A 25557-nucleotide genomic window follows, 5' to 3' on the forward strand; every position below is an offset into this window, starting at 1 on the left:
CTGTCGCGGGGGGTGGGCTTTCCCCCCACTCCCCGGCGGCCACTCTGCTCTTCCTTCGCGCCCGGGCTGGGTGCTTTTGTGTTTTTTGGGCTGTTATAGCGACCCAAAAGACTCACGGCCCCGCAACCAAGCCGAACGTCCAGCTCGGTACGAGAGGAGAGCTGCCTTGCGCACCCAGGTCGCGATCGTCGGCGGCGGCCCCGCCGGGCTGCTGCTTTCCCACCTGCTGCACCTGCACGGCATCGACTCCGTCGTGCTGGAGCGGCGCAGCCAGGAGTACGTCCAGCACCGCGTGCGCGCCGGTGTGCTCGAACAGGGCACCGCGGACCTGCTCCGGGACGCCGGGGTCGGCGACCGGATGCTGCGCGAGGGCGAGGCGCACGACGGCGTGCACCTGCAGTTCGACGAGGAACGCCTGCGCATCCCGTTCCGCGAGCTCACCGGCCGCGGCATCACCTTGTACGGCCAGCAGGAAGTGGTGCGGGACCTCGCCGAGCGCCGCCGTCGCGACGGCGGCCAGGTGCTGTTCGAGGTCGCCGACGTCAGCGTGCACGACGTGACGACCGACCGGCCGTTCGTCCGCTTCTCCCTCGACGGCGTCGAGCACGAACTGCGCGCCGACTTCATCGCGGGCTGCGACGGCTTCCACGGCGTCTGCCGGGACTCCATTCCGGCCGAGGCTCGGACCGTCTACGAGCGCATCTACCCGTTCGGCTGGCTGGGCATCCTGGCCGCCGTCGCACCGTCCTCCGGCGAGCTGATCTACGCCAACCACGTCAACGGCTTCGCCCTGCACAGCATGCGGTCGGCCGAGGTGAGCCGCTTCTACCTGCAATGCGCCCCGGACGAGTCGCTCGACGCGTGGCCGGACGAGCGGATCTGGGCGGAGCTGCGGATCCGGCTGGGCACGCCGGGCTGGAGGCTGCACGAGGGCCCGATCATCGACAAGTCGGTCACCGCGATGCGCAGCTTCGTGGCCGAGCCGCTGCGCCACGGCCGCCTGTTCCTGGCAGGCGATTCCGCCCACATCGTCCCGCCGACCGGCGCGAAGGGCCTCAACCTCGCGGTGTCCGATGTGGACAGGCTGGCCGACGCCGTGGCCGCCTTCCACCGGACCGGCAGCACCACCGGCCTGGACGGCTACTCCGCGGCCTGCCTGCAACGGGTCTGGCGGGTCCAGCACTTCTCGTGGTGGATGACATCGCTGACGCACCACTTCGGCGGCCCGGACGCGGACTTCGAACGCCGCCTGCAACGCGCCCAGTTCGACTACCTCCGCACCTCCACCGCGGCGGCCACCACACTCGCGGAGAACTACGTCGGCATGCCACTGCGCTGACGGTTCACAGATCGACCGGCAACCACCAGGAGTTCCGGTTCCTGGTGGCGTTCCGGTGTTCTTCCCACTCCGCCAGGGTCGGCCGGTCGGCGGCTTCCGGGACCTCCAGCGGCGGCTGCCACTGCCGTCCCGCCGCGACGACCACGAGAGGATCGGGCGGAAGTTCTTGCCGGATGTCGAACAGCAGCTCCAGAAACCGCTCGCCGAGCGGCGCATCAGCGTTTTCCAGCAGGGCAACGCAGTTCATCGCACGCCCCGCGTGGGCCTGGCGCAGATCGGCGAGGAAGGCCGCCAGGAGCACCTCGTCGAACGCGCGCGAACCCACGACATCCTGTTCAGCCCACGGATCCGGTGGCACGCCGGTGGAGTCCCCGAACCCGGTCAACGCCCGCAGCCGCCTGCGCCACTGCGCCCGCTCGCCGGCGCCGAGCAACGCGTCCGCGAGGACGCCGGACCAGTTCAGCAGGGCTCCCGATTCCTGCAACGCGCCGACCACGGCGTCGAACGTCACCTTGGAGAAGTCCGGCAGCTCGGCGGCGAGCAACGCGTTGCGCAGCTTGGACAACGCCGCCCCGACGCCCAGACCCGACTCCGCGGCCACGATGCACAGCATCAGGTGGCGGAACTGCGGCGAATCCCGGCCGCCGAACCGCACGGCCAGTTCGACCACCACCCGGCGCAGCGACGTCAGCCCTTTCGCGTCGAAGTCGAGCCGGGTGTGCGGCACGGTCTGCCCGCAGTCCTCCGCCAGGTAGGTCAGCACCTCGGTGCCGCTGCCGAGCAACCGGATCACCGGCAGTTCCCGGCCCCGGCCGTCCGGCGGCGTGATGCACTCCTGCACGAGGTCGTGGAGCAGGTCGTACCGGCTCCTGACCCCCGGCTCCGGCTCCGCCGGCGGCTCGGGCTCCGGCGGCACCGAGCTCGGGTTCGCCAGGTGCCGGTCGAGGGCGCCGAGCAGCCTGCCGAGTTCGGAGTCGGAGGTGCCGGGGTTGAGCACCACGCCGTTGTGCTGCGTCAGCGGCCGCAGGTCGGTCGGCAGTTCCGCCGACTTCGGCATCTCCGCGTCGTCGATCAGCACCGGGATCACCCGCACGCCGTTGCGCAGCGCCGTCGAGATCTCCCGCACCACGACGTCGTTCGGGTTCTCCAGGCGCCGGCGTCCGAGCTCGTCGGCGATGGCCATCCACTGCGGCCCGATCACCGCGAGCAGCACCGCGCAGGAATCCAGCTCGCGCTCGATTTCCTGGACGTAGTTGACGCCCGGGTCCATTCCCGTGTCGAAGAAAACCCGGTCCGCGCCGAATCGCCCGCGCAGCACGACATTCAGCCAGCGCGCCGCGTAGGCGTTGTCGCCGTGGCGGTAGCTGATGAAGATGCGTTCGCGCGCGGGCGCTTCGAACGGCTGCATCGACCACTCCCAATCGTCGACGGGTCGCACGGACACTACGGCCGGTACGGGGTGCCGGTCTCCGAGATCACGACCGGCACCGACGAGATCGGCTGGCCGATTTCCTTGGTCACCTGGAACACCAGCAGAGCCTTGCTGTCCGGACGCCCGGTCTCCGTGTCGAAGGAGAGCCAGCCGCTGGCGCCGTCCACGGCACCTGTGTCGCTCATCCGGTCGAACTCCGCGGCGACACCGTCCGCGCTGGGCAGCTTCTCGCCGAACTTGTTGTTGTGCACGGCGCGGCGGGCCGCGGTGGCGGCCACGCCCAGCGCGTCGAAGGTGACGATGGCCATGCCGTCCTCGATCGACTCGCCGGGGAACTCCTGCTGGAAGACGGCGGTCGCGGTGGAACCGGGGATGAAGTACTCGGTCGATCGCCGCGGGAAGTACTGCGGCGCGGCGTTCCACGCCTGCGGCGTGGCCAGCTGCGTGTACTCCAGCGTGATCCCGGATTCCAGGCTGCGCTGGATTTCCGCGTCACCACCGACGTTGACGACGCTGTCGGTGATCAGCACGCGCATCTTCAACTCCGTGCAGGAGCGGGAGGAAAGCGCGTTCAGGAACGGCTTCAGCTCTCGCAGCCGGCCGGCGAACAGGATCGCATCCGGTTTCTTCAGGCAGATGTTCGGCACCATCGCCGGGAAGGTGTTGGCGGTGGCGAGCTGCGCGGAGTCGAACGGTTCGCTGCGCGCCAGCTTGCCGCCTCGCTGCTGGTACGCGTACTCGTACGCGTTCGCCAGATCCCGGGCGAACACCTCGTCTTCGTTCTTGTCCCAGACGACCAGCGCGAGCTGCGTGTTCTCCAGGCGCTTGACCAGCGCGCCGGCCTGCGCAGAGTTGGGCGGCGCCACCCGCAGCAGCCCCTTCGCCTCCTTCGCCGCCGGATCGATCGCGAACTTGTCGGCCGTGATGATCGCGCCGACCATCGGAATCCGGTGCTGGGACAACCTGTTTATCGCATCCCGAGTGCCGGCGAGGCTCTGCCCGAGCCCGGTCACCGCCACCAGCCTGCCGTTCTCCTCCGACTCCGCGAGCTGCCGCAGCTGCTCGACCACCGGCTCCCACTGCGCGCTCCGGCTGCCGGGATTGGCCAGCAGCACCTGGATCAGCGGCAGGTTGCCGCCCCATTCCTCCCGGCCGTCGGCATTCGTGCGCAGCTGCGAGACGTAGGTGCCCGCCAGGCCGCGCCGGACCGCCTCGATCGTGGTGGTGTCGGGCTTCGCGACGGTGAGCGGGCTGAAGTAGGCGATGCTGACGTACGGCTTGTTCTGCTCGCGGCTGATCCGCCGCACCCGGGCGTTCTCCGCCGCGATCTTGTCCTGCACGTCCCGCAGGCTGCCGTCGAATCCGCCCATCCCGTCGCTGAGCCCGAACTCGCCCGGCCCGTCGGTGACCCCGACGCACTCGTCCAGCGGCCCCGCCCGGTGCAGCCCGGAATCGCAGCCGCGCGCCGTCGCGACGACCAAGTAGGTTGCGATCACCAGCACCACCGCGCAGGCCGCTGCGATCCCCAGCTGCGGCCAGCGCCGCCTGGCCACCGGAACGTAGAACGGTCGCCGCTCCCTGCCGTCCGCCCCCATTGCCAACCTCCCGCTGTCCGCACAACAGGCAGTCCGCAACCATGTAGTCGCGGTGCGTGAGCAGTCAAGCGGTTCCGCGAATCCGGGGCGCACCTGTGATCCCCTCCGGAGCAACGCTGCGCCGACCGGAGGAAAAATCGTTTCGCGGCGGGAGCACCGGGCGGAATAATCGGCCCAATGGACTTCAGCGATTTCGACGCGCGGGGATACCGCACCGTGGACGTCCGCACCGGATACGGCGAATGGGTCGCCAACTACGAGCAGACCGTCGAGGATGCGATGGACATCGCCCTGCTCGACCGGCTCCAGGAGCCGTCCTGGGCGGCCGTCGGCCGGGCCGCCGACCTCGGCTGCGGCACCGGCCGGACCGGGCAGTGGTTGCGGGACAAGGGGATTCCGGCGATCGACGGGGTGGACCTGACGCCGGAGATGCTGGCCGTCGCGCAGCGCCGCGGCGCCCACGACCGGCTCGTGGAGGCCGACGTCGCGGCCACCGGTCTTCCCGCTTCGGCCTACGACCTGGTGATCTCGTCGCTGATCGACGAGCACCTGGACGACCTGCGCCCGCTGTACCGGGAGGCGTGGCGGCTGGCCGCACCGAAGGCCGCGTTCGTGCTGGTGACGTTCCACCCGCACTTCATCATGACCGCGGGCATGCCGACCCACTACACCAACGACGCCGGCGAATCGGTGGCCATCAGCACAAACGTGCACCTCATCAGCGACCACGTCGCGGCGGCGCTGGCGGCGGGCTGGCGGCTGGCGGAGCTGCACGAGGGCGTGATCGACGACGAGTGGCTCGCGGTGAAGCCGAAGTGGGAGCGCTTCCGCAACCACCCGATCTCCGCCGCCTACGTCTGGCGCAAGGACGGCTGACCGTCCGGGCCCTTGGTCCCGCCGCGGGCCCGGACCTATGCCCTTGTCCTCCGGTGCCCGGACGACGAAGCTGGTGATCATGAGTCGCGTGGAGAAGCTTTCCGGTGTCGTCGGCATCGTGACCCTGGCGATGGGCGCCGGGCTGACCGCCGCCACGCGGCCGGTGTCGAAGGCGCTCGGGCTCGGCGACGACGTCGTCTTCGCCCGCACCGTCGGGATCGTCGACCTGGCGCTGACACCGGGCCTGCTGCGCGGTCGCCCGCGTTGGCCGTGGATGGCCGGGCGGACGGCGCTGAACCTGGTGATCGCCAACCACTACCGGAAGCAAAGCGCCGCGGCGGGCATGCTCGGCATGGCCGCGCTGACCGTCGTCGACGGGAGCTTGGCCATCGCCCTGCGGGCCCGCCGCCGCTGACCCCGGTCGGGCGACGCCGGGAATGCTCGCCGGGATCCGCTGTTATACAGGGATATGACCTCAACGCTCGGCAAGATCGGCATCTGGCGGATTTCCACGCAACTCGACCCCGAACTGGCGGTCGAGGTGGAGAAACTCGGTTACGGCACGATCTGGATCGGCGGCTCGCCGCCCGCGGATCTGGAGCTGGCCGAGCGGCTGCTGGACGCCACCGAACGGATCACCGTCGCCACCGGGATCGTGAACATCTGGAACTCCGACCCGCAGACGGTCGCCGAGTCCTACCACCGGATCGCTGCGAAGCACCCGAACCGGTTCGTCCTCGGCATCGGCGCCGGGCACCGCGAGATGACGGACACCTACACCAAGCCGTACCAGGCGCTGGTCGACTACCTCGACCGGCTGGACGCCGCCGGCGTGCCGCAGTCGGGACGCGTGCTCGCCGCGCTCGGCCCGAAGGTGCTCAAGCTCGCCGGCGACCGGGCCGCGGGAGCCCACCCGTACCTGACCGTCCCCGCGCACACCAGGCACGCCAGGGAGATCCTCGGCGACGCACCACTGCTCGCCCCTGAGCAGAAGGTCGTGCTCGACACCGACCCGGACCGCGCCCGCGCCACCGGCCGCGCGACGGTGGGCATGTACCTGAACCTGGGCAACTACACCCGGAACCTGCTCCGGTACGGCTTCACCGACGAAGACGTCGCGCAGCCCGGCAGCGACCGCCTGATCGACGCCGTGGCCCTGCACGGCAGTGCGGCGGAGATCGCCGAAGGCATCAACGCGCACCTGGACGCGGGCGCGAACCACGTGAGCATCCAAGCCCTCGGCGACGCCCCGCTGCCGACCTACCGCGCGCTCGCCGAAGCGCTCCGCTGACGTCAGGGGCGGATCGGGGTTTCTCCCTGATGCGCAAGCGTTGGCACGGCAGGAGGATTCCCCTGGTCCGAAGTGGAGGATTAGGGGTCTCTTGGCTACGCGTGGGGCTTGGTCGAGGTCGCCGTGGGTGTTCTTCGTGCTGGTCTTCGCCCTCGGCGCCCCGTTCGTGCTCCTCGGCGAGCTCTCCGACGTGCGGCTGCCGGCGAACCTGCCGTTGAGCGCCCTGCAGTTCGTCGTCCCGCTGGTTGCGGCGGCGATCCTCGTCGGCCTCAACGACGGAGCCGGCGGAGTGCGCAGGCTCTCCGTACCGCCGTTGACGTTTCGAGCATCAGGCGGCGGATCTGGTACGCGCCGATCCTGCTCATCATGCCCGCGGTCACGCTGGTGTCGTACTGGCTGATGCTGCTCGCCGGGCAACCGCTGCTCGCCGGGCAACCGCTGCCCGAGCCGCGCATCTCGTGGTCGGCGGTGCTGATCTACTGCGTGATCTACTTCATCGCGGGCGTCGCCGAGGAGGTCGGCTGGACGGGCTACGCCACCGGCCCGATGCAGCAGCGTTGGGGCGCGCTCGGTGGCGGCGTCATCATCGGAATCGTGTGGGCTGCCTGGCATCTGGTGCCGTACCTGCAGCTCCACGAGCCCGCGTGGGCGTTCTGGCAGTGCGTCTTCACGGTCGCGGCCAGGGTGATCATCGTGTGGCTGCACAACAACACGGGGCGCAGCGTGTTCGCGGCGGTGCTGTTCCACACCACGATGAACGTGACCTACTCGATGTCGGCCGACGGCTTGTCTTACGACCCGGCGTTCACGGCGCCCGTCATGCTGGCCGCGGTGGCTCTGATCGTGGCTCTCTGGGACCCGAAAACCCTTGCCCGATACCGGTTCTCGGCTCGCCGATCATAGGCGAGCACCAATTCCGTCGAGCACGCGCTGCAAGCCGAACTCGAACCAGTCATCGAGCCGCGCTTCCGAGGCCACCTCGGCCAGCCACGGGTAGCGTCCGCCGGCGGTGCCGACCAGGTGGTCACGCCGCGTCGACCACCACCGCTCGTAGCCGACGCCGGTGCCCCGGACCGCCTCCTCCTCCGCGGTCAGCAGCAGAGCCATGCCCTGCACGTATCCGCTGACCAGCAGGTACACCGATAGGCTCGTGTCGGCGTCGAAGTGCCCGGCAAGCGCGGTCATCGACCGGTCGACCAACGCGAGCACGGAACCTCCCAGCGGTGGACGCGTCGATGCGAGCACCGACAGCACCCACGGATGTCGTTGGTACAGCGCCCATTCCTGGCGCGCCTGATGTTCCAGTTCCGCACGCCACCCGCAGGAGTTCCGCTCCGGTGGCCGGTATTCCGCGAGGACGACGTCCACCATCGCGCGGACGAGTTCGTCCTTTCCGGACACGTGCCGGTACAAGGCCATCGCGGCAACGTCGTTGCTCGCCGCGACGGCGCGCATGGAGACGGCAGCAAGCCCTTCGCCGTCGGCAAGCCGGATCGCGCTCCGCACGATCGTCGCGCGGTCCAGCTCTCCACGCGCGCGTTCGGACCTGGGCGTGGAACGGCGGTTCAGCCCACCGCCGTCCTTTCGAGCCCGGTAGGCGCGCGCCTGGCAGGACCGGCTGCAGTAGCGGCGCGGCCTGCCCCGCACGGCGGCCGCGAGCTCGGTCCCGCACTGCACACACCGCATGAGAACTTCCTTTTCGTCACAAAACTTCCCGTGACGAAAACGCTCGCCACCATCCGATGGTGCCCGAAGAATGGCGGAAAAGCAGGCGCGAAGTTTACGACGTACTGGAAGGACCGCGATGGATCTGATCGTCCACCGGGCCACGCCCGCCGAACTGGAGCGCGTCGTCCCGGCCTACGGCGCCGCCTTCGCCGACGAAGCGGTCGCCCGCTGGGTCACGTCCGGCCGGCAGCTCCCCGACGCCGTGTTCCGGGACGTCGTCCGCGAAGCGCTGCGCGCGGACGAAGTCCTGGTCGCGCAACGCGCGGACGGAACGATCGAAGGCCTGTCGGTCTGGCTGACCTTGCGGTCGGCGGAGCGGGTCCGCCGGGAGGCGGCGGTGCTGGCGGAATCGGCCGGCACCGATCCCGTGCTGCGTCGCATGGCCACCGTGATGACGCTGGCCGCGCAACGACACCCGGACGAACCGCATTTGTTCTTGTCCTCCATGGGCGGCTCGCCGCGAGCCGCGGAAGCGGCGTCGGAAGCGCGATCCTGCGGCACCGGCTCGACCGAGCCGATGCCGAGGCGCAGCCGACGTACCTGGAAGCGAGTACGCCGCGCAACCAGGCCCTCTACGCGCGACACGGCTTCGAGCCGTTGGGCGAGCCGATCGAACTCCCCGAAGACGGCCCCCGACTGCAACCCATGTGGCGCGCGGGCGGCTGACCTTGGCACTGCCCGCTGGGACCAAAAGCCCTTGCCCGATAAAGGATTTCGCTCAGCGGAGATCCGCCGGCCACGCGCCTGATCAGTCGATGATCGCCGTGGCTTCGACCTCGACCAGGTGCTCCGGCACGTGCAGTGCCGCAACGCCCAGCAGCGTGGCCGGCGGTACCGGGGTGACTCCCAGCTTCGCCGACGCCCGCGAGACGCCTTCCATGAACAGGGGCAGCTTGTCGGGCGTCCAGTCAGCGACGTAGACGGTCAGTTTCGCCACGTCGTCGAAGGAACCGCCGATCTCGGCCAGGGCGGTGCCGACGTTGAGATAGCACTGCTCGACCTGGGCGGCGAGGTCGCCCTCGCCGACCGTGACCCCATCCGCATCCCAGGCGACCTGCCCGGCGATGAAGACCAGCTTCGAGCCGGTCGCGATCGACACCTGCCGGTAGGCGCCGATTTCCGGCAATCCGCTGGGGTTCACCAGGGTGATGGCCATGCTGCCTGCTTCCTCCTCGCGCGAGCCCGCGAGCTCGGCTCGGTCTCTTCCGGTTACTCGAGAACCGTAGGAAAGTAGCCGCTGACATGGAAGAACGCACTTTTCAGTGACTCGGGAACCTGGCGGTGACCGTGCAGTTCAGGGGCCGGTGCGAGCGCAGATCAGGCTTGTTCGGCGAGGTCGCCGGCGGGGACACCGACGATCTCCAGGAAGGCCTTCGCCGCCGGTGTCGGGCCGACGTCGTGCCACGCCAGGTATTCGACGCGGGCCGGCGCGTCGGACACCTCGATGGTGCGCACGCCCGTCAGCTGGGGCACGTAGGTGGACGCGAGCATGGCGATGCCGAGGCCCTGTCGGACGATCCGGACCATGAGGTCCGGGGCGGGCACCTCGAAGGCGATGTCGCGGTCGAGGCCCGCCGCGGCGAAGGCCTGATCGGACTGGGCGCGACCGGCCGACCCGACCGGGAAATCCACGAACACCTCGGAAGAAAGCCTGCGGAGGTCGACCTCCGGCTCCCCGGCGAGGGAATGCCCGGGCGCGACGACGGCGACGAGTCGGTCCCGGGCGGTCACGCGGGTGCGGACACCGCGAGGCCGGATCGTGGCCGGCAGCCCTAGGCACGCGACGTCGATGGTGCCTTCCCTGACCTGCTCGGCGAGTTCCTCGCTGGCGCCCACGCGCAGGCCGATGCGCACGTGCGGATACCGGCTGCGGAACTCGTGCAGCGCAGCCGGGATGTCCACCGCGGCGACGGTGGGAATCACGCCGACGGTCAGCCGCCCGCGCACCTCGCCTAGGGCCGCGGCGACCTCGGCCGCGGCACGCTCGGCGGCGTCGAGGCATTGGCGGGCGGCGGGGAGGAACGCCTCACCTGCCGGCGTCAGCCGCACCCGGCGGCTGGTGCGCTCGAAAAGCTTGCCGCCGAGTTCCCGTTCCAGGCGCGCCACCTGGTGGCTGAGCGCGGACTGGACGACCAGGCACCGCTCGGCGGCGCGGGTGAAGCTGTTCGTCTCGGCGACCGCGACGACGTAGCGCATCTGCTGGAGTTCCATGGATCTATCGTGCATCGAGATAGATCAGGTGACAAACATGTGTTGGACTCATCGATGCTGGTCGCCCGAGACTTGGGTCGTGATGAAGACGATCTCCGCGACCACCGACAGCGGCGCGGGAAGCGGGACCGCATCCCGCACCGCGCTGACCGCGCTCGCGCCCGTGGTGTGGGGCACGACCTATGTGGTCACCACCGAACTCCTCCCTCCAGGACACCCCTTCTTCTCGGGGCTCCTACGCGCGTTGCCCGCAGGACTGATCGCGTTGGCGCTCACGCGGACGCTGCCGAGCGGAGCGTGGTGGGGAAGGGCCGCGGTGCTAGGCGTGCTGAACATCGGAATGCTCTTCGCGATGTTGTTCGTCGCGGCTGAGCGACTGCCGGGTGGCGTTGCCGCCACGCTGGGCGCGTCGCAACCGCTCATCGTGGCGGTCCTGGCGGTGGCAGTCCTCGGCGAGCGGCCCTCCGCCTGGCGCTTCGCCTGGGGCGTCGTCGGCGTCGTGGGCGTCGGCCTGGTGGTGATCGGCCCGGATGCGGCGTTCGACGGCCCCGGGATCCTGGCCGGCCTTGCCGCCGCGGCTTCGATGGCGTTGGGCGTGACGCTCACGAAGCGGTGGGGGCGTCCCGAGGGGACCGGGCCCACCGCGTTCGCGGGTTGGCAGCTCACCGCCGGCGGCCTGTTCCTCGTGCCCGTGACGTTCCTCTTCGAAGGGCCACCGCCGGCGATCGACGTGACCGGTGCCCTCGGCTACCTCTGGCTGGGCTTGGTCGGCGGTTTGGCCGCCTACGTCGTGTGGTTCCGCGGCCTCAAGACGTTGCCGGTCACCTCCGTCGCCGTCCTCGCCCTGCTCTCGCCGGTGGTCGCCGCGCTCCTCGGCGCGATCCTGCTCGGCCAGACGCTCGGCCCGATCCAGCTGCTCGGCTTCGCGCTCTCGCTCGCCGCAATCGTCGCGGGGCAGTTCTCCCCGCGCTTCTCCGCCCCGAAACTCACCGCAGAAAGGACCGCTCGATGAAGATCGCCATCATCGGAGCCGCCGGCATGGTCGGCTCACGAGTCACCGTGGAAGCCGCCGACCGAGGACACGACGTCACCGCCGTCTACCGCGGAGAAATACCCGCATCCCTGCCCGGAGCAGTGAGCGCCGTCCGAGGCGACGCCACCGACCGCGACCAGATGAGCAAGCTGTTCACCGAAATCGACGCGATCGTGGCCGCGCCCCGTCCCCGCCCAGGGCAGGAAAGCGCGGTCCCCGCGACGATCACGGCGCTGCTCGACGCGGCCGCGGAAACCCGAACGCGCATAGTCGTCATCGGCGGCGCCGGCCCGCTGGAGACCCCGGGACGCCCCGACCAGCTCGTGGTCGACAACCCCGACTACGTGGCCCCGGAATGGCGCACCATCGCCGCGGCCAGCGTCGCGCAGCTGGACGCCTGCCGCGAACACCCGGCCGACTGGGTGTACCTGTCACCGCCGGCGGTCCTCGAACCGGGGCGCCGCACCGGAACCTACCGACGCGGCGGAACAACGCTCCTCGCCGACGCTGACGGCGCGTCCCGGATCTCGGCGGAAGACCTCGCGGTAGCGGTCCTCGACGAGCTGGAGAACCCGCGTGAAGAAAAGCACTTCACCGTCGGTTACTGACGCAGAGCCCTTGCCCGCCAACGGTTTCCACCTCGCTGGTCAAGGTCCTGTTTCCGCTGCGTACGGGCCTGTGAGCGTTTTGGGTCGCTATAGCGGCTGTTTGAGAGCTCGTTTGCGCAGTGGTGCATCCTCGTTGGCTGGTGTGGAGTGAACGACCTGTTCTCCTCGATAGGTGAGGTGAACGGTCCGTTCGCTTCATCCATCCAACGTCGGCGGGCACCAGCTGGTGTGGGGTGAACGGCCCGTTCGTCCCGATAGGCGAGGTGAACAGGCCGTTCGCTTCACCGCTTTGAAGGCACAAGCCGCCCTGCCACGACCCCACACCACCACATCCAAAACAGCCTCTATAGCACCCCAAAACACTCACGCATCCCGAAGCCGGGCGGACCAGGAACCCGGTCCGCGGCGTGCTGTTCCGGTCGATCTCCTCGATCCGGATGCCGTCGAGCAGCAGCTCGGTGTCGGCCTTGTTCCGCACCGAGATGTCCAGCCACACATCGTCGGCCAGCACGGGATCGTCGACGTTCGGCGCAGCGGGCGGCCACGGCGGCGGGATCGGTCTGCGCCACCGGCTGGTCGAGATAGCGCCTGCCGCACCCCGCGTGCCAGTCGTAGTCGACGATCGGCGAGGCGGCCTTCAGCGCGGGCGAGTTCGGCGCCCCGGGATCTTCTTCTGCTCACCAGGAAAAGACCGTGGCCACGACGGCAACCACCAACGCGATGATCGCAAAGCCCAGAACCAGGTAGGTGGCGACGCCCATGCCTCGTCGCCTTGCACGCGCATCTGCGGGCTCGACCGGATGCCGAACCGGCACCGGCCACCAATCCGCTTCCGGCGCGTGCTCGACGATCGCACCGATCAACTTGCCCACATCGGCCGAGAACGTCGCGTGCTCCAACCGCGCCGCGTTCCGCGAAACCAACGGTTTCAGCCTTTCGGGCAATTCGTCGCGGCCGGGCATCCGGGCGCCGTCGACCAGCACCGGGACGACCAGGAGACCGCGCTCCAGCGCCGTTCCGATCTCACGCGCGACCAGGTCGTGCGGGTTGTCCAGCCGTCGACCGCCGTGCTCATCGGTGATGTCGATCCACCGCTCGCCGATCAGCGCCAGCAGCACCTTGGTCGTCCGCAACGCATCGTCGATCGCCTCGACGTACTTGGCGCCCGGCGCGGTGGCGAGGTCGTAGAACACCCGGTCCGGGCCGAACTGCTGGCCGAGGAGATCGTTCAACCGCCCGGCCGGGTACTTGGTGTCCTCACGCCGGTAGCTGATAAAGATCCACTTCTCGACGTGCGACGGCGCACAACCTTCGGAAGACGGCACCGGCACCCCCGATCTGCGATTAGATCAACACCGTGCCACAGCCTTTGGAAGGCCGTCGAGGCAACGCGGCGTTCCCTTGGTCAAACAGTCGGGCGCTCGTCCTGGCGTTGCCAGGTCCAGGGCACACAGGCGTCCATCTCGCCGGACAGTGCCAGGGTGATCAGGCACTGGCGCACATCGCTGATGGGGATCACCTCGTCGGGTAGGAACGTGGCGTTGTGCTCCCGGTTGACGGTGATGGCGGGCAGGTCGTCGCCGCCGGCGCCGCGGGCGGTGAAGCACAGCGCGGCCGTGTGGTCGGTTTCGGGGAACTCGGCCATGACCGCGCCCCATCCATGGCGGTAGCCGAAGGTGACGAAGATGTGCTGGTCGAGCACCTCGTCGGACGGGGCGATGCGCCACGCTTCCGGCGGCTCGATGAGCATGTAGACCTGGTCGTCGTCGGGCACCGCCAGGAACCTGTCGATCATCTCGATCTTGTCTTCTTCGGTGGCCACGACGACGTAGTCGTCATCGGCCGCGGCCGCGCGGTCGATGCGCATCCGCCCGGCGGCCTGGCTCTGGCCGTCGGTGACGCGCTCGTGGACGCAGGGCAGCCCGCTGGGCACCGGAATCACGGTCAGCGCGGCATCGCCGATCACGGCCGTGGTGATCGCCCCGTCGCGGGCGTTGGCCACCCACTGGGAGTGGTAGCCGGACAGGTCGGTGCCATCGTCGAGCGCGCGCCCGATGAGCTCGGCCAGCCAGTCGGCGGCGTCGGCGGGGGTGCTCAGAATCGTGTCCGGGATGAGCGTCTTGACCCGGTCCTCATCGGGCAAGGCGTCGTTCGCCTCGGCGTCTTCGATGTAACCGTGGAAGTGGTAACCGCTCATCGAGCCAGAATTCCCCTCTGTTGATCTTCCAGCGCAGGCTAGCCGAACACCAGAACCCCCACGGCCGTTATTCGACAGAAGGACTAGTCGCGTACGAGCCTTGAGGTGTAGCCCGCTTCGACGAGTCGGCCGTAGGCCTCAGCTACCTCGGGCGGGACTTCTTGAGGGATGGTGAAGCCTCGTTCGGCGTAGACCGTGATGCGCTGCGTGTCGCCCACGAGCATGTTGATCACTCGGTCGACATCGCCGATCGACTGCACGTACTCGTCCAGGGGCAGGCGCTGCGAGTTGCACACGATCTCGACCTCCGGCCAGATCTTCCTGGCGGTCGCGAACGCTCGTCGCTGTTGGTACGGCCGCGACACCAGCAGAATCGAGCCGCACCGAATTCCCTTGGTGGTCAACAGTTCTCGCGTGTACTCGATGTTCTCGGCCGTGTTCGTCGCTCGCGGCTCCACCACGATCGCGGAGTCCGACACTCCGCGCTCCAACGCGCGTTCGCGGAAGTGCACGGCCTCGCCTCGCGGGAAGCGCTCCACGGTTGTCGGTGCATTCGCGCCGGTGAACACGACCAGTGGGACGTAGCCGCCTTGGTAGAGGTCGACGGCATGGTCCGCTACGCCGAGATCGTGGCTGCCCAGACCGACGCCCACGTCGCAGGGGCGGAGCTCGTGCTGGAGGTCGTGGTAGCCCCAGAGACGCTCCACGTCCGCTCGGATGTGTTCGGGAATGCCCGGCGTCAGTGCGTTCATGGCTGCCTTTCGCGCCTTCGGCTCGGTCGAGGATTTGGTGTGGGTCGTCTTCAGGATGTTCGCCGCTGAGCAGCAGCCGCGCGCGATGGTGCCGTACTTTCGGCCCACGACGTTGCCGACCAGACTCGGCCCCCAAAGGCCCCGATGCTCCAGGACGTATACGTCGGCGCAAGATCAACGATCAGCGGGCGTCGAGGCGCCGGGCCGGGTTGAGCGGTGCGGGAAAAGTGTGGGAAAAGATCCATCCGCCCTTTCCCACACCTGTTCCAGCAGGTGTTTTGTGGGGCAGGTGGGACTTGAACCCACGACCTGACGGATTATGAGTCCGCTGCTCTGACCTGCTGAGCTACTGCCCCCGGGTCGCTTCCGCAACACCGGCGATCGTAGCGAGGTCGCGGGGGGTTCGGACTGGCGGGTGGACCCGCCGACCGGCCTACGGATCGGTTGGTCGAACCGGTCGAATGCGCTGCGCACGGCGTTACGCCGACCGGCCTACCGGGGGTTCGGGGACACAAAAACGGGGCCGGCGCACCCGTGCAGTGCGCCGGCCCCGGTCGGTCGTCGGCTCAGCCGATGAAGCTGAACACATCGAAGGCTCCGGTGAGCTGGCCGATGATCGCGATCGTCGCCATCAGCGCGCCGATCCCGGCCACCGTCAACACCGACAGCATGATCAAGTAGACGATCGCCTTGATCGGCTTCGGCAGCTTGGCAACCGAAGCGAAATCCGGCAGCGAGATGTGCGATTCCTTGCCGATACCTGGTGCGGACATACTGACTTCCCCCGTCCTCTGTCAGTCCCCTTGGACGAACCACCACTGCTCAAGAGACGAAGCGCAACGGGCTTCCGTTGCGCGCAACGCATCACGAGTTCGTTTCGGTCAGCAATCGAGCGGATCAACCAGCACGGTCGGTCTTTCCGGCCCGCGGCTCACGGGCTCGGACAAATCATCCGTGCTCATACCGACCGCCGCGAGCTGGGCATGGACGAGATCGTGCGGCGATCCCGGATCGTTATCCGACCCGCCGTCCAATTCGCTCGGACAGGTGACGCGAACGCGGAACCGCCCCACCACCAGAAGATCCAGTTGAGGAACTCGCCCCGGCTCATGCGCTGCTCGCACCCGCCACCGGCCTCGTGCCTGCCGTCGCAAATGCGCTCCTGCTCAGAGCTTACCGTGTCGGGTGATTGCCAACTCCACCGACCGCGTGCGTCCACAGAGGCCGGTCGGGCTCACCGGCAGAGGCGGCGGTAGGGCAAGTCGGGCGCGCGCTCGTTCCACTCCTGCTCGGTGAAGCCGGGGCCGACGGCGGCGCAGGCCAGCTCCGTCGCGCGGGCGACGACATCCGGCAGATCCCCCACCGTCCACAACATCGCCGTCGTGTTGATGGGTTCGTCGCTCGCGGTCAGCAGGCTCCGGCCGCTGCGGTCGAAGGCCACGCTTGAGGTGTCTCTAACGTGGCCGGTCAGGTCGGTCACCAGGATCGGCCGGGTCGGGTCGGTGGCGTCCCACAGCACCGGCGGGCCGCTCGCGGTGGCGATCGTGTGACCGTCCGGACTGAACGCCACGTCCTCCGCATTGCCCGCATTCGCGGTGCCCAGCGTCTTTGGCCGGGCAGGGTCGGTGACGTCCAGCAGCGTCAGGCTGCGCTCGTTCAACTTGTCGAGACCGGCACTCGGCTCGCTCGCACCGGCGACGGCGAGCACCTTCCCGCCCTGCCCGAAGGCCAGTCCGTTCGGGCCGGTCGCCTCGGGCACGTTGGCGAGTAGCGCGGGGTGGTGGCGATCGGCGATGTTCCAGAGCTGCAGGCCCACGCCGCCGATCGCGACCATCCGGCTTTCGGGGTGGAACGCGATCTCGCCGGCGCCTTCGAAGCCGCTGCCGGTCTGCCCCAGCTGCGCGAGCCGCACCGGGTTGCCGCGATCCGTCACGTCCCACAGCACCACGTGGCCGCCCATGGCTTCGAGCTCGTTGCCGGTGGCGGTGATCAGCGAACGCCCGTCGGGGCTGAACTCCACCGCGTTCACCGGCTGATCGTCGGGCGACAGCGTGGCGAGCCGCGTTGGGGCATCGCGGTCGGTGACGTTCCAGAGGATCACCGTCTTGTCCTTGCTCGCGGTGGCCATGGTGTTGCCGTCCGGGCTGAACGCCACGCCGCGCACGTCGTCGGTGTGCTCGTGGAGGACCCGTCGCGGCCGCGGGTGCGCGCGATCGGTGGTGTCCCAGAGGATCGCGGTGTCGTCTTCGCTCGCGGTGGCCATCGTGGTGTCGTCGGCCGGGTTCGGCGCCGCCTTGGTCAGGCGCAGCTCGTGACCGGCCAGAGCCCCGGCCGGCGCCGGCCGGGACCGGGCGGAGACCCGCCACCGATACACCGCGCCGCCCTCGTCAGGGGTGTTGTCCAAGCCCGCGGTGGCGGTGAAGACCGTTGTCCCGTCCGGGCTGAACGCCGCCGCCAACACCGAGCCTGGCTGGCCGTCCAGCGTTGCAAGTCGCTTCGGATTCCGCCGGTCCTCGATGTCCCACAGGATCGCGTTGCCGCCGTCGTCGCCCGTGACCAGCTTGGTCCCGTCAGGGCTGATCGCCACCGAGGCGACCCAACCTGCGGGTTCCTTGATCACCGCCAGCACTTCGGGATCGCCCGGGCCGGCGAGGTCGGCCAGCACCGTGTCGCCGTTCGGGCCGGTGGTGGCGATGGTGCGGCCGTCCTGGCTGAACGCGGCGGCGAACACGGTCGCCGAGAAGTGCCCCAGGACCGGCCTCGGCCGCGCCGGGCGAGCCGGATCGGTCACGTCCCACACGGTCGCCTGGTGGTCGTTGACGTCCCGGACGTCCCCGTCTTGGCCGTTCCGGGTGGTGGCGAGTTGCCGGCCGTCAGGGCTGAAGACCACCTCCGATGCCTGCTTCAGCCCGGGCAGCATCGTGCGGGTTCCGAACGGTGCGCGCAGGTCCAGCAGTGCCACTCCGCCGCTGTCCGAAACGGCGAGCGCGGTGCCGTCTTCCCGGAGCGCGAGCGACTCCACCCCGTGGGCCGGTGCGCCGGCCTGCCGACGGGGAGTTCGCGGGTCGTTGACATCCCAGAGCTCCACGCCGTCGAGATCCCCTGTGACCAGGGTGTTCCCGTCCGCTCCGAGCGCCAGCTCGGGCGCGAAGTGATCGACGATTTCGGGTAGCGCCCCGAGGCGCCGCCACTGCCCGGCGCTTCCGGTTTCCCACAGCACCACCTCGTAGCGGAACTCCGGCCCGTTCTCGACCTCGCCGACCCGCGCCGCGGTGGCGGCGCGGCGGCCGTTGGCCGCCATGGCGAGGTTCAGCGTGTTCGTGCCGTGCCGCGCCGCGACGCCCTCGAAGTGCGTCTGCATCAGGGTGTCCGCGAGTGCGGTGCGGGCTTCCGGCGTGGGGTCGAGCTCCAACGCGCCGAGGCCGGACAGCAACGACAGGCGCGGATCGGTGTCCCGCTCGTTCTTGGCCGTGGCGAGGAAGTCCTTGCCGACCGCGACGCTCCGTTGCCGGTCGGCTTCGTCGCGCTGCGAGGTGACGAGAACGCTTGCTATGACGGCGAGCGCGATGAACGCGGCCAGCACCGCGGTCACGGCCAGGTTCCGCCGACGCCGCTGCCGCCTGTACTGGCCGTCGACCTCCTCGGGTTTCCTACCCGTCACGCCGGCCACGAGATCCACGACCTTGCTGTGGAACGCGGGTGACTGGAGAGTGCGGGCCTTTCGCAGGTCGACGTAGTGCGGTTCGTTGATCAGCCAGCCTTCGAGGCAGCTCGGCAGCGCCGTCGTCTTCGGCCAGTCGATCTTCTTGTCCTGGATCGGGATCTCACCGTCGGTGAGCGCGATCAGCAGCGTCTTCGCGTCGCGGTGCTTCTTCCAGAACTCGACCTCGTGCCGGACCCACGCGGACTGCGCGGATTTCGGTCCGGCCAGCAGGATCAGGTGGTGCGAGCGCTCCAGCTCCCGATCGATGCTTGCCAGAAGATCGTCGCTCGGCGGCAGGCTCCGCGTGTCGAGGAAGACGCGGAGCCTGCTCCGCACCCGCCACCACGGCGTTTCGAGCCGGTACATCGCGTTCCGCAGGTCGGTCGCCAGGCTGCTGTCGGCCCCGTGGCTGTACGAGATGAAAGCGTCGTAGCCGTAGCGATTCGCTGCCGGCTTCGGGTTGCCGCGCATGCACCCACACCCCCATGTGGCCTCGCGCCGCAGCACTGTCGCGGTGAGCGCTGCCCGCCGACCGCGCACTATATCGATTTGCGTGATCGTTCGAGCACAACACGTCACACCCGGCGGCCGCTCGGGACCGCGGCGGCCCCGAGTGGCAAGGGTTCAGCCCACCGCGAGCCCCATCAGGTCGAGCTTGCGTTGCGCGAGCTCTTCTTCGTAGTCGACCGGCAGCGAGAAGACGCCCGGTTCGCGCGGCCCGGTTTCGGACAGCAGGTAGCGCAGGGCCGCGATCTGCGTCGCGAAGGTCACGTCCATCACCTCGCTGGGATTGCCCTCCCCCACCGCGAGGTTGATCATGTCGCCGTTGCCGAGCACGGTGATCACCCGGCCGTCCGGCAGCAGGTACCGGGTGCGGCCGCTGCGCACCTCCTTGACCTCGACCGCCGCTTCGCGCAGGGCGGCCACGGGCAGCTCGTCGGCGAAGTGGCCCGCGTTCGCGAGCATGATCTCCGAGCGCATGTGCGGCAGGTGCGCCGCGGTCACCGCTTGCTCCCCGGTCGCCGTGCACACCACGTCGGCCACCTGCAGGGCGTCCGCCAGCCGCATGACCTCGAAGCCCTCGACCAGGGCGCGCAGCGCCACGGTCGGCCGGACCTCGGTGACGATGACGCGGCAGCCCAGGCCCGCCGCCCGCCGGGCGATCCCGCTGCCGACGCCGCCGAAACCGGCGACCACGAAGGTCCGCCCGGCCAGCAGCGTGCCGCTAGCCCGCATGATGCACTCGACCACGGACTGCGGGGCGCCGCCGGAGTTGTCGACGACGTGCTTGAGGTAGGACGTATCGACCGCCAGCACCGGGAATTTCGTGCCGTCGGCGCCGAAGCGCTGCTTCAGGCGGACCATGCCGCTGCCGGTTTTCTCCACCGCGCCGAGGATGTCCGGCAGCTCGCGGTCGTCGGCGTGCGCGGCCAGGAGCAGATCGCCGCCCTCGTCCAGCAGCAGCGTCGGCCCGCGGCCGAAGTGGTCGAGGACGTCCTGGATCGCCTGCTCGCCGGCGCGTCCCTCGCCCGGCGCGTCCGGCGGGATGTGGACGCCTTCGCAGGTCATCACCGCGACGATGTCCGGGTCGGTGGTCACCGGGCTGGACGCGCACCAGGCGATTTCCGCGCCGAGGGCCCGCAGCGTGCGGACCTGCACCGCGGATTCCTTCGTGATGTGCCCGCGCATCACGATGCGCTGGCCCGCCAGCGCTCCGCGCTCGTCGCCGCGCAGGCCGGTCAGCAAGGTCATCTGCTCTTCGGCCCAGGCGAGCGCGTCCAGGGACTGCTGGGAGGGCTTCGTGGGCTCGGGGCTGGAAGTGGAGGTCATGTCTGCGCTACTCCTTCGCACCGGTGGGCAGGCTTTCCGCGGCGGTCCCGCTCGCTCATGCGGCCTCGTCGATGGTCACGCCCATGCTGGCCAGCTTGAGCCGGGCCACCGCCTGGTCCTGGGCGTCCGGCGGGGTGTGCAGGCCGGGTGCCGGCGGGTTTTCGAGGAGCTGCAGCAGGGAGAGCACGACGTTGGCGTAGCCGAGGTCCATGACCTCGCTCGGGTTGCCCTCGGCGGCGTCGAGGTTGACCATGCCGCCCTCGCTGAGCAGGACGATCCGCTTTCCGCTCCGGAGCCGGTGCACGTCCATCTGGTTGCGGACGCGCTCCACCGATTCGGTGCGCTCGCGCAGCGCGGCGAGCTCGATCTCGATGTTCGACCAACCCGAGTTGCAAAGCACGACACCGTCTTTGGCCGCGTCCAGGTGCTCGGCGGCCACGACGTCGGGCAGCCCGGTGGCCGTGCAGACGAAGTCGGCGTGGGCGATGGCGTCGGCGATCGGCTCCACCCGGAAGCCCTCCAGCGCGGCCCGCAGCGCGGTGCGGGCGCTGCGGCAGGCCACGACCACGTGCGCGCCGTGCCCGCGGGCGCGGATCGCGATTCCCCGTCCCACGTGCCCGAACCCGACCACCACGAAGGTTCGGCCGGCGAGCAGCAGGCCCGAGGCCCGGATGATCCCGTCGATCGTCGACTGCCCGACGCCGTAGGTGTTGTCGAAGTCCCACTTCGTCGAGACGTCGTTGACGGCGAGGGTGGGCAGGCGCAGTTCGCCCGCCGCGTCCATCGCGGAGAGCCGGCGGACCCCGGCGGTGGTCTTCTCCACCCCGCCGCGGATCTCCGGTAACCACTCGGGGTGGTCGGCGTGCAGGCGGGAGATCAGGTGGCCGCCGTCATCGACGACCAGGGTGGGCACCGCGCTGAAGGCGTTCTGCACGAACGTGACGCCGTCCTCCACTTCGGACTCCGTCATCCCGCGCCAGCCGAACACCGACACGCCGTCGGCGGCCAGGGCGTGGGCGACGTCGTCCTGCGTGGTCTGCGGATTTCCGCCGGTGATCGCGACTTCCGCCCCGAGTTCCGACAGCACGCGCACCAGTGCCGCCGTCTCCTTGGTGATGTGCACGCAGACGGCGATGCGATGTCCCGCGAACGGCTTGGCGTCGCGGTGTTCCTCCAGGAGCGTTCGGATCACGGGCATGCACTGCAGCGACCAGTCGATTTGCCGGCGCCCGGCAGTCGGGTCCCCGACCTCGGCGAGCTTTCGCATGGTGAGCATCTGCTTCCTACTTGTTGCTCAGTGTTGAGCATTCGGACATTTCGCTCTCCGCTCACGAGGTGAGCTGGAGTCCGGGATCGGCAGTCTGATCCGGTCGGCGATCGGTCCGTTCCTGCACGATGCTTTTCACCCGCTGATGAGGAGTGTGCGGGGTGATGTCGGGGTCACCCACTCGATGCAGGACGTTGATCGCTGCCGCGTGGTCTGCCTGCCACACCACCCCGCACCGTGTGCAGTGAAGCCGCTCCCCGGCACGGTGTCCGAGGACACCGCAGCAGGGAACGACTTGTGAGGTGTAGGCCGCGTTGACCAGCGTGAGCGCAGAACCTCTGCGCTCCGACACACTTGTGAGCGCCTCAGCGGTGACCCCCTTGGTCCACGCCGCAAAGCGCCGGTTGACGTTCCGGCCCCGCCGAGCGCGGCCAGTGAATGTCTTGGTGAGGTCTTCGGCCGCGATCAACGCGGCCTTGTCAACGACAGCATGCACAGCGCGGAACGTTGTGGTCCGCACTGTCTGCCGCCAGCGGGACGAACGTTGATCCCGTTTGATGGTTCCGAGATTGCTGCGGACGATCCGATCCGCTTTGGGACCATCACCGGCGTCGCACGCTTTCTCCGCAGCCGACCGGATCTTCGCCCGCCGAGCGTTCTTCACCTTCCGATGATCCGACTCAGAAGTCAGCAGTTCACCAAGTCCGGTGCCGTGATGCTGCCCATCAGAGTCGGTGAGGACTTCGGTATAACCCTTGTCCACACCGATCTCACGACTACCAGAAGGACGCGCCGAGGACTTCATCGCGGAGACGTCGATCTGGTAGTGCACCTCAACCCGGCCGCCGCGCAGGATCAGCCGTAGGGTCCCGGACGGGGCCACCGTCGTGTTCAGCGGAATACGCACCAACTGGCGGCGCTGCAAACCGGGCACAGCAAGCCAGACATCGCCGCCTTCGGTCAGGGTGAACGTGCGGTACTGATCCGATCGAACCACGATCTGGTTGTGGGTGCGGTTTCGGCCACGCTTCCAGTGCTTGCGCATCTGCCGTGACAGAAACGGGTCCTCAGTCCAGGTGTCGCACTTCAACGCAGTGAACATCTGCTTTCGTCTGACCTGGTCCGAGGTCAGGCGGAATACCGCCTTGCGGGCCTTCACTTTCGCCGCTGCGTGGTTGGCAGTGATGTCGGCGACGGCGTCGCGGACGGTTTCTTTCCAGGCGTTCGCGAGAACCCTGAACCGTTCGGCAGTTCCGTCTGCCATCCAGATGTCGCGAATCTGCCGGTCGGTCAGCTTCACGCCGTTGATGGAGCCGTAACGTTGCCACACAACGCTGCGGACCTGACCCAACCGGCGAGCTTGCTCAGCGAGCTGCGCGTACTTGCCGTTGTTGAGGCTCCCCGAGAACGCGATCCTGGTGACCTTCACTCGGTCACCTCACTGGACCGTCCGTCCTTCATTGCGTCTACGTAGCGCAGCAATCCATCCAGCCAGCAGGAGAAGGCGTGCACGATCATCAAGGAGTCCTCCACCATTCCTGCGGGTTAGCCAGAAGAGAGCAAAGAACCTCGAACAAGATCGCATCTCCTCTCTCCGGGGGAGGGAGCGCGTCGCCTGGTCGAGAATGCGCGCTCCCGGGCAGAGCATCGGCCGCCGGATGCGCACTGGGTCAGCGGTGCCGCACATCGGCGATCGGGTGGCACTCGTCAGGGCGGGGCCGCCCCCGGCCGTCGAGACGACCGGGACGACCCCGCGGTGAAACGCGACGATCAGGTACCGACGCGCCAGTCGGTCAGGTACCGCTTCTGCTGGTCGGACAGCTCCTCGATCTCGACGCCGTAGGCGTCCAGCTTCGCCTTCGCCACGCGGTTCTCGATGTCCTTCGGGATGCCGTGCACGCCCGCGGGCAGCGACTCCGCGTTGGCCACCAGGTGTTCGAGGGCCAGCGCCTGGGTCGCGAAGGTCATGTCCATCACCTCGGCCGGGTGCGCCTCCGCGGCGGACTGGCCGACGAGCCGGCCCTCGGCCAGCAGCAGCACCCGGTTGCCCGTCGGGAGCCGGTACTCGACGCAGTTCGGGCGGAGCTCGGTGACCGCTTCGGCCTCCTTGCGCAGGTCCTCGACGCCGATCTCGATGTCGAAGTGGCCGGAGTTCGCGACGACCGCGCCGTCCTTCATCTTCCGCATGTGCTCGATCGTGACGACGTCCCGGTTCCCGGTGACCGTCACGAAGATGTCGCCGTGCTCGGCGGCGCGCGACATCGGCATCACGGTCAGGCCGTCGAGCACGGCCTCCAGCGCCCGCACCGGGTCGACCTCGACGACGATGACGTTGGCGCCCATGCCCCTGGCCCGCATCGCGACGCCGCGGCCGCACCAGCCGTAACCGACGACGACGAAGGTCGAGCCGGCGAGCAGCATGTTGGTCGCACGCAGGATGCCGTCGATGGTGTTCTGCCCGGTGCCGTAGCGGTTGTCGAACAGGTGCTTGGTGGCCGCGTCGTTCGTCGGGAACACCGGGTAGCGCAGCGCGCCGTCGTCGGCCATGTTCTTGATCCGGAGGACGCCGGTGGACGTCACCTCGGTGCCGCCGATCACGTCGGTGAGGAGTTCGGCGTGGTCGTTGTGGATCGTGGTGGTGAGGTCCGCGCCGTCGTCGACGACGATGGTCGGACGGGTCTTGAGCACCGCCTGGACGTGCTCGTAGAAGGTGTCGCGATCGGCGCCGTACACCGCGAAGACCTCGGCGCCGAGGTCCCGCTGGATCGAAGCGGCGACATCGTCCTTAGTGGACAGCGGGTTGGATCCGCAGAGCGCGACCTCGGCCCCGCCCGCGACCAGCGCGCGCACCATGTTCGCCGTCTCCGTGGTGACGTGCAGGCAAGCTGCGATGCGGTGACCGGTGAACGGCTTCGTCTCCGCGAACTGCTCGGTCAGCGTGCGCAGAACCGGCATGCGCCGGGACGCGAAATCTATCTTGCGTTGTCCTTGATCGGCCAGCGCCAGATCGTGCACCATACCCATCGAAAAGCCCTGCTCTCCTCAGTCACGTCAGCCTGGAGCGCACTCCGGAAAGATCGGGGTGCGCTCATCTTCGAAAGGCAGCCACGTCATTTTTCACGGGGCGCCGGTGCTGGAGAAGACTCCCAAGTCATTACACGGGAAACCAGCGTACGAGAATCCAGTGCGCGAGTGAATTCACATTTCCCCAACACTACACCGACCCTACAGCAGCTCCGCAATGAAGTCGAGCGCCCCATTCGCCCACCCGGAGAACGCGTTCTCGAACAAAACCGACATCTGCTGGTTCTTCCGCCACGACCGCGCCCGCCGGTTAGCGGCACCGAACTCCATGTTCACCCATTCGCTGCAACCCATTACGCGTACCGCCGTCGGGGTGAGCAGATTTTTCGGACGCTCTTCACAGAAGCCGAAAGGGCGCACACCGATGTGCGTCAATCGCCAGAACGAGTGGCGCAAAGGGGTGAACCGGCGCGTCACGCCGGCACGGAATGGGGCCGCCTGGCACCAACACCGCCGCCACGAGAAATACCTGGTAAAGACCACTGAGATAGCCATATATGCAGGTAAGAGCCACTGCGCCACCCAGCGGAAGGCAGCGGAGCACGGCTGCGCACATTTCGTGAGAGGCGGCCAGAAACCCCGCCCGCACCCTCACGCGGCACTAGGATCAC

Annotated in this window: 24 protein-coding genes and 1 tRNA gene; 9 read left to right on the plus strand and 16 right to left on the minus strand. The window is 68.8% G+C overall.

Translation table 11 applies throughout. The features are described 5' to 3' along the window. Positions 1–166 precede the first annotated feature (166 nt). Entirely contained in the window at positions 167–1339 is a 1173-nt protein-coding gene (gene pobA, locus AB0I53_RS36190) for a 4-hydroxybenzoate 3-monooxygenase (RefSeq protein ID WP_358613222.1), read from the plus strand. A gap of 4 nt (positions 1340–1343) precedes the next feature. On the opposite strand, the gene AB0I53_RS36195 is transcribed toward pobA, so the two are convergent. Both AB0I53_RS36195 and AB0I53_RS36200 read right to left on the minus strand, forming a co-directional pair. Then, positions 1344–2747, minus strand: coding sequence for a toll/interleukin-1 receptor domain-containing protein (locus AB0I53_RS36195; protein ID WP_358613224.1), 1404 nt, complete (start codon positions 2745–2747; stop codon positions 1344–1346). Positions 2748–2782: 35 nt separating this feature from the next. Continuing rightward, positions 2783–4366, minus strand: a complete 1584-nt coding sequence (locus AB0I53_RS36200; RefSeq protein WP_358613226.1) for a hypothetical protein — start codon at positions 4364–4366, stop codon at positions 2783–2785. A gap of 177 nt (positions 4367–4543) precedes the next feature. Here AB0I53_RS36200 and AB0I53_RS36205 point away from each other — a divergent pair, with 177 nt between their 5' ends. The 5 genes from AB0I53_RS36205 to AB0I53_RS36225 all read left to right on the plus strand — a co-directional run bounded on the left by AB0I53_RS36205 (position 4544) and on the right by AB0I53_RS36225 (position 7436). Further along, positions 4544–5242 (plus strand): class I SAM-dependent methyltransferase, encoded by a 699-nt coding sequence (locus AB0I53_RS36205; RefSeq protein ID WP_358613228.1) that lies wholly within the window; start codon positions 4544–4546, stop codon positions 5240–5242. A gap of 79 nt (positions 5243–5321) precedes the next feature. Further along, complete coding sequence (locus AB0I53_RS36210; RefSeq protein ID WP_358613230.1) at positions 5322–5657, plus strand: hypothetical protein; 336 nt, start codon at positions 5322–5324, stop codon at positions 5655–5657. A 54-nt stretch (positions 5658–5711) separates the two neighbouring features. After that, the gene (locus AB0I53_RS36215) at positions 5712–6533 is read left to right on the plus strand and encodes an LLM class F420-dependent oxidoreductase (RefSeq protein WP_358613232.1); all 822 of its coding nucleotides are present in this window, start codon (positions 5712–5714) and stop codon (positions 6531–6533) included. A gap of 91 nt (positions 6534–6624) precedes the next feature. Continuing rightward, positions 6625–6933: a hypothetical protein gene (locus AB0I53_RS36220; protein WP_358613234.1), complete on the plus strand. Its 309-nt coding sequence runs from the start codon at positions 6625–6627 to the stop codon at positions 6931–6933. After that, on the plus strand, positions 6900–7436 hold the full coding sequence (locus AB0I53_RS36225; protein ID WP_358613235.1) for a CPBP family intramembrane glutamic endopeptidase: 537 nt from the start codon (positions 6900–6902) through the stop codon (positions 7434–7436). The genes AB0I53_RS36220 and AB0I53_RS36225 overlap by 34 nt, the downstream gene beginning before the upstream one ends. On the opposite strand, the gene AB0I53_RS36230 is transcribed toward AB0I53_RS36225, so the two are convergent. After that, a complete protein-coding gene (locus AB0I53_RS36230; RefSeq protein ID WP_358613237.1) occupies positions 7431–8219 on the minus strand; it encodes a TetR/AcrR family transcriptional regulator in 789 nt (262 codons plus the stop codon). The genes AB0I53_RS36225 and AB0I53_RS36230 overlap by 6 nt on opposite strands. A gap of 118 nt (positions 8220–8337) precedes the next feature. Here AB0I53_RS36230 and AB0I53_RS36235 point away from each other — a divergent pair, with 118 nt between their 5' ends. Next, a complete protein-coding gene (locus AB0I53_RS36235) occupies positions 8338–9009 on the plus strand; it encodes a hypothetical protein (protein ID WP_358613239.1) in 672 nt (223 codons plus the stop codon). On the opposite strand, the gene AB0I53_RS36240 is transcribed toward AB0I53_RS36235, so the two are convergent. Continuing rightward, positions 9010–9417, minus strand: coding sequence for a RidA family protein (locus AB0I53_RS36240; protein ID WP_358613241.1), 408 nt, complete (start codon positions 9415–9417; stop codon positions 9010–9012). Between the two features lie 161 nt (positions 9418–9578). After that, on the minus strand, positions 9579–10472 hold the full coding sequence (locus tag AB0I53_RS36245; protein WP_358613243.1) for a LysR family transcriptional regulator: 894 nt from the start codon (positions 10470–10472) through the stop codon (positions 9579–9581). Positions 10473–10554: 82 nt separating this feature from the next. On the opposite strand from AB0I53_RS36245, the gene AB0I53_RS36250 reads away from it, so the two are divergent. Together AB0I53_RS36250 and AB0I53_RS36255 are read left to right on the plus strand one after the other, a co-directional pair. Then, positions 10555–11484: an EamA family transporter gene (locus AB0I53_RS36250; protein WP_358613308.1), complete on the plus strand. Its 930-nt coding sequence runs from the start codon at positions 10555–10557 to the stop codon at positions 11482–11484. Continuing rightward, entirely contained in the window at positions 11481–12113 is a 633-nt protein-coding gene (locus AB0I53_RS36255; protein WP_358613245.1) for an NAD(P)H-binding protein, read from the plus strand. The genes AB0I53_RS36250 and AB0I53_RS36255 overlap by 4 nt, the downstream gene beginning before the upstream one ends. Positions 12114–12790: 677 nt before the next feature. Here the strand turns inward: AB0I53_RS36255 and AB0I53_RS36260 are convergent. From AB0I53_RS36260 to AB0I53_RS36310, 11 genes are all read right to left on the minus strand, one after another. Beyond that, positions 12791–13438: a TIR domain-containing protein gene (locus AB0I53_RS36260; RefSeq protein WP_358613247.1), complete on the minus strand. Its 648-nt coding sequence runs from the start codon at positions 13436–13438 to the stop codon at positions 12791–12793. An 80-nt stretch (positions 13439–13518) separates the two neighbouring features. After that, on the minus strand, positions 13519–14310 hold the full coding sequence (locus AB0I53_RS36265; RefSeq protein WP_358613249.1) for a hypothetical protein: 792 nt from the start codon (positions 14308–14310) through the stop codon (positions 13519–13521). 83 nt (positions 14311–14393) lie between these two features. After that, complete coding sequence (locus tag AB0I53_RS36270) at positions 14394–15062, minus strand: YdcF family protein (RefSeq protein ID WP_358613251.1); 669 nt, start codon at positions 15060–15062, stop codon at positions 14394–14396. A gap of 281 nt (positions 15063–15343) precedes the next feature. Next, positions 15344–15418, minus strand: a tRNA-Ile gene (locus tag AB0I53_RS36275). Between the two features lie 210 nt (positions 15419–15628). Continuing rightward, the gene (locus AB0I53_RS36280) at positions 15629–15835 is read right to left on the minus strand and encodes a hypothetical protein (RefSeq protein WP_358613252.1); all 207 of its coding nucleotides are present in this window, start codon (positions 15833–15835) and stop codon (positions 15629–15631) included. A 461-nt stretch (positions 15836–16296) separates the two neighbouring features. Continuing rightward, a complete protein-coding gene (locus tag AB0I53_RS36285) occupies positions 16297–19236 on the minus strand; it encodes a TIR domain-containing protein (RefSeq protein WP_358613254.1) in 2940 nt (979 codons plus the stop codon). Between the two features lie 153 nt (positions 19237–19389). After that, a complete protein-coding gene (locus AB0I53_RS36290) occupies positions 19390–20595 on the minus strand; it encodes an adenosylhomocysteinase (RefSeq protein WP_358613256.1) in 1206 nt (401 codons plus the stop codon). Positions 20596–20650: 55 nt separating this feature from the next. Continuing rightward, positions 20651–21871: an adenosylhomocysteinase gene (locus tag AB0I53_RS36295; RefSeq protein ID WP_358613258.1), complete on the minus strand. Its 1221-nt coding sequence runs from the start codon at positions 21869–21871 to the stop codon at positions 20651–20653. 52 nt (positions 21872–21923) lie between these two features. Then, a complete protein-coding gene (locus AB0I53_RS36300; protein ID WP_358613260.1) occupies positions 21924–23291 on the minus strand; it encodes a transposase in 1368 nt (455 codons plus the stop codon). 341 nt (positions 23292–23632) lie between these two features. Further along, positions 23633–24886, minus strand: a complete 1254-nt coding sequence (locus tag AB0I53_RS36305) for an adenosylhomocysteinase (protein ID WP_358613262.1) — start codon at positions 24884–24886, stop codon at positions 23633–23635. Positions 24887–25087: 201 nt separating this feature from the next. Beyond that, positions 25088–25363, minus strand: a complete 276-nt coding sequence (locus tag AB0I53_RS36310) for a hypothetical protein (protein ID WP_358613264.1) — start codon at positions 25361–25363, stop codon at positions 25088–25090. Positions 25364–25557: the final 194 nt, after the last annotated feature.

This window comes from Saccharopolyspora sp. NPDC050389, from assembly GCF_040655595.1.
GTDB lineage: Bacteria > Actinomycetota > Actinomycetes > Mycobacteriales > Pseudonocardiaceae > Saccharopolyspora.

Bases quoted from the DNA above. Each gene is read 5' to 3' on its own strand.
- AB0I53_RS36295 (WP_358613258.1), bottom strand. From the start codon at position 21,871: ATGCTCACCATGCGAAAGCTCGCCGAGGTCGGGGACCCGACTGCCGGG.
- AB0I53_RS36215 (WP_358613232.1), top strand. From the start codon at position 5,712: ATGACCTCAACGCTCGGCAAGATCGGCATCTGGCGGATTTCCACGCAA.
- AB0I53_RS36230 (WP_358613237.1), bottom strand. From the start codon at position 8,219: ATGCGGTGTGTGCAGTGCGGGACCGAGCTCGCGGCCGCCGTGCGGGGC.
- AB0I53_RS36245 (WP_358613243.1), bottom strand. From the start codon at position 10,472: ATGGAACTCCAGCAGATGCGCTACGTCGTCGCGGTCGCCGAGACGAAC.
- AB0I53_RS36280 (WP_358613252.1), bottom strand. From the start codon at position 15,835: ATGTCCGCACCAGGTATCGGCAAGGAATCGCACATCTCGCTGCCGGAT.
- AB0I53_RS36255 (WP_358613245.1), top strand. From the start codon at position 11,481: ATGAAGATCGCCATCATCGGAGCCGCCGGCATGGTCGGCTCACGAGTC.
- AB0I53_RS36205 (WP_358613228.1), top strand. From the start codon at position 4,544: ATGGACTTCAGCGATTTCGACGCGCGGGGATACCGCACCGTGGACGTC.
- AB0I53_RS36210 (WP_358613230.1), top strand. From the start codon at position 5,322: ATGAGTCGCGTGGAGAAGCTTTCCGGTGTCGTCGGCATCGTGACCCTG.
- AB0I53_RS36200 (WP_358613226.1), bottom strand. From the start codon at position 4,366: ATGGGGGCGGACGGCAGGGAGCGGCGACCGTTCTACGTTCCGGTGGCC.
- AB0I53_RS36285 (WP_358613254.1), bottom strand. From the start codon at position 19,236: ATGCGCGGCAACCCGAAGCCGGCAGCGAATCGCTACGGCTACGACGCT.
- AB0I53_RS36235 (WP_358613239.1), top strand. From the start codon at position 8,338: ATGGATCTGATCGTCCACCGGGCCACGCCCGCCGAACTGGAGCGCGTC.
- AB0I53_RS36290 (WP_358613256.1), bottom strand. From the start codon at position 20,595: ATGACCTCCACTTCCAGCCCCGAGCCCACGAAGCCCTCCCAGCAGTCC.
- AB0I53_RS36240 (WP_358613241.1), bottom strand. From the start codon at position 9,417: ATGGCCATCACCCTGGTGAACCCCAGCGGATTGCCGGAAATCGGCGCC.
- AB0I53_RS36225 (WP_358613235.1), top strand. From the start codon at position 6,900: ATGCCCGCGGTCACGCTGGTGTCGTACTGGCTGATGCTGCTCGCCGGG.
- AB0I53_RS36250 (WP_358613308.1), top strand. From the start codon at position 10,555: ATGAAGACGATCTCCGCGACCACCGACAGCGGCGCGGGAAGCGGGACC.
- AB0I53_RS36265 (WP_358613249.1), bottom strand. From the start codon at position 14,310: ATGAGCGGTTACCACTTCCACGGTTACATCGAAGACGCCGAGGCGAAC.
- AB0I53_RS36270 (WP_358613251.1), bottom strand. From the start codon at position 15,062: ATGAACGCACTGACGCCGGGCATTCCCGAACACATCCGAGCGGACGTG.
- AB0I53_RS36305 (WP_358613262.1), bottom strand. From the start codon at position 24,886: ATGGGTATGGTGCACGATCTGGCGCTGGCCGATCAAGGACAACGCAAG.
- AB0I53_RS36195 (WP_358613224.1), bottom strand. From the start codon at position 2,747: ATGCAGCCGTTCGAAGCGCCCGCGCGCGAACGCATCTTCATCAGCTAC.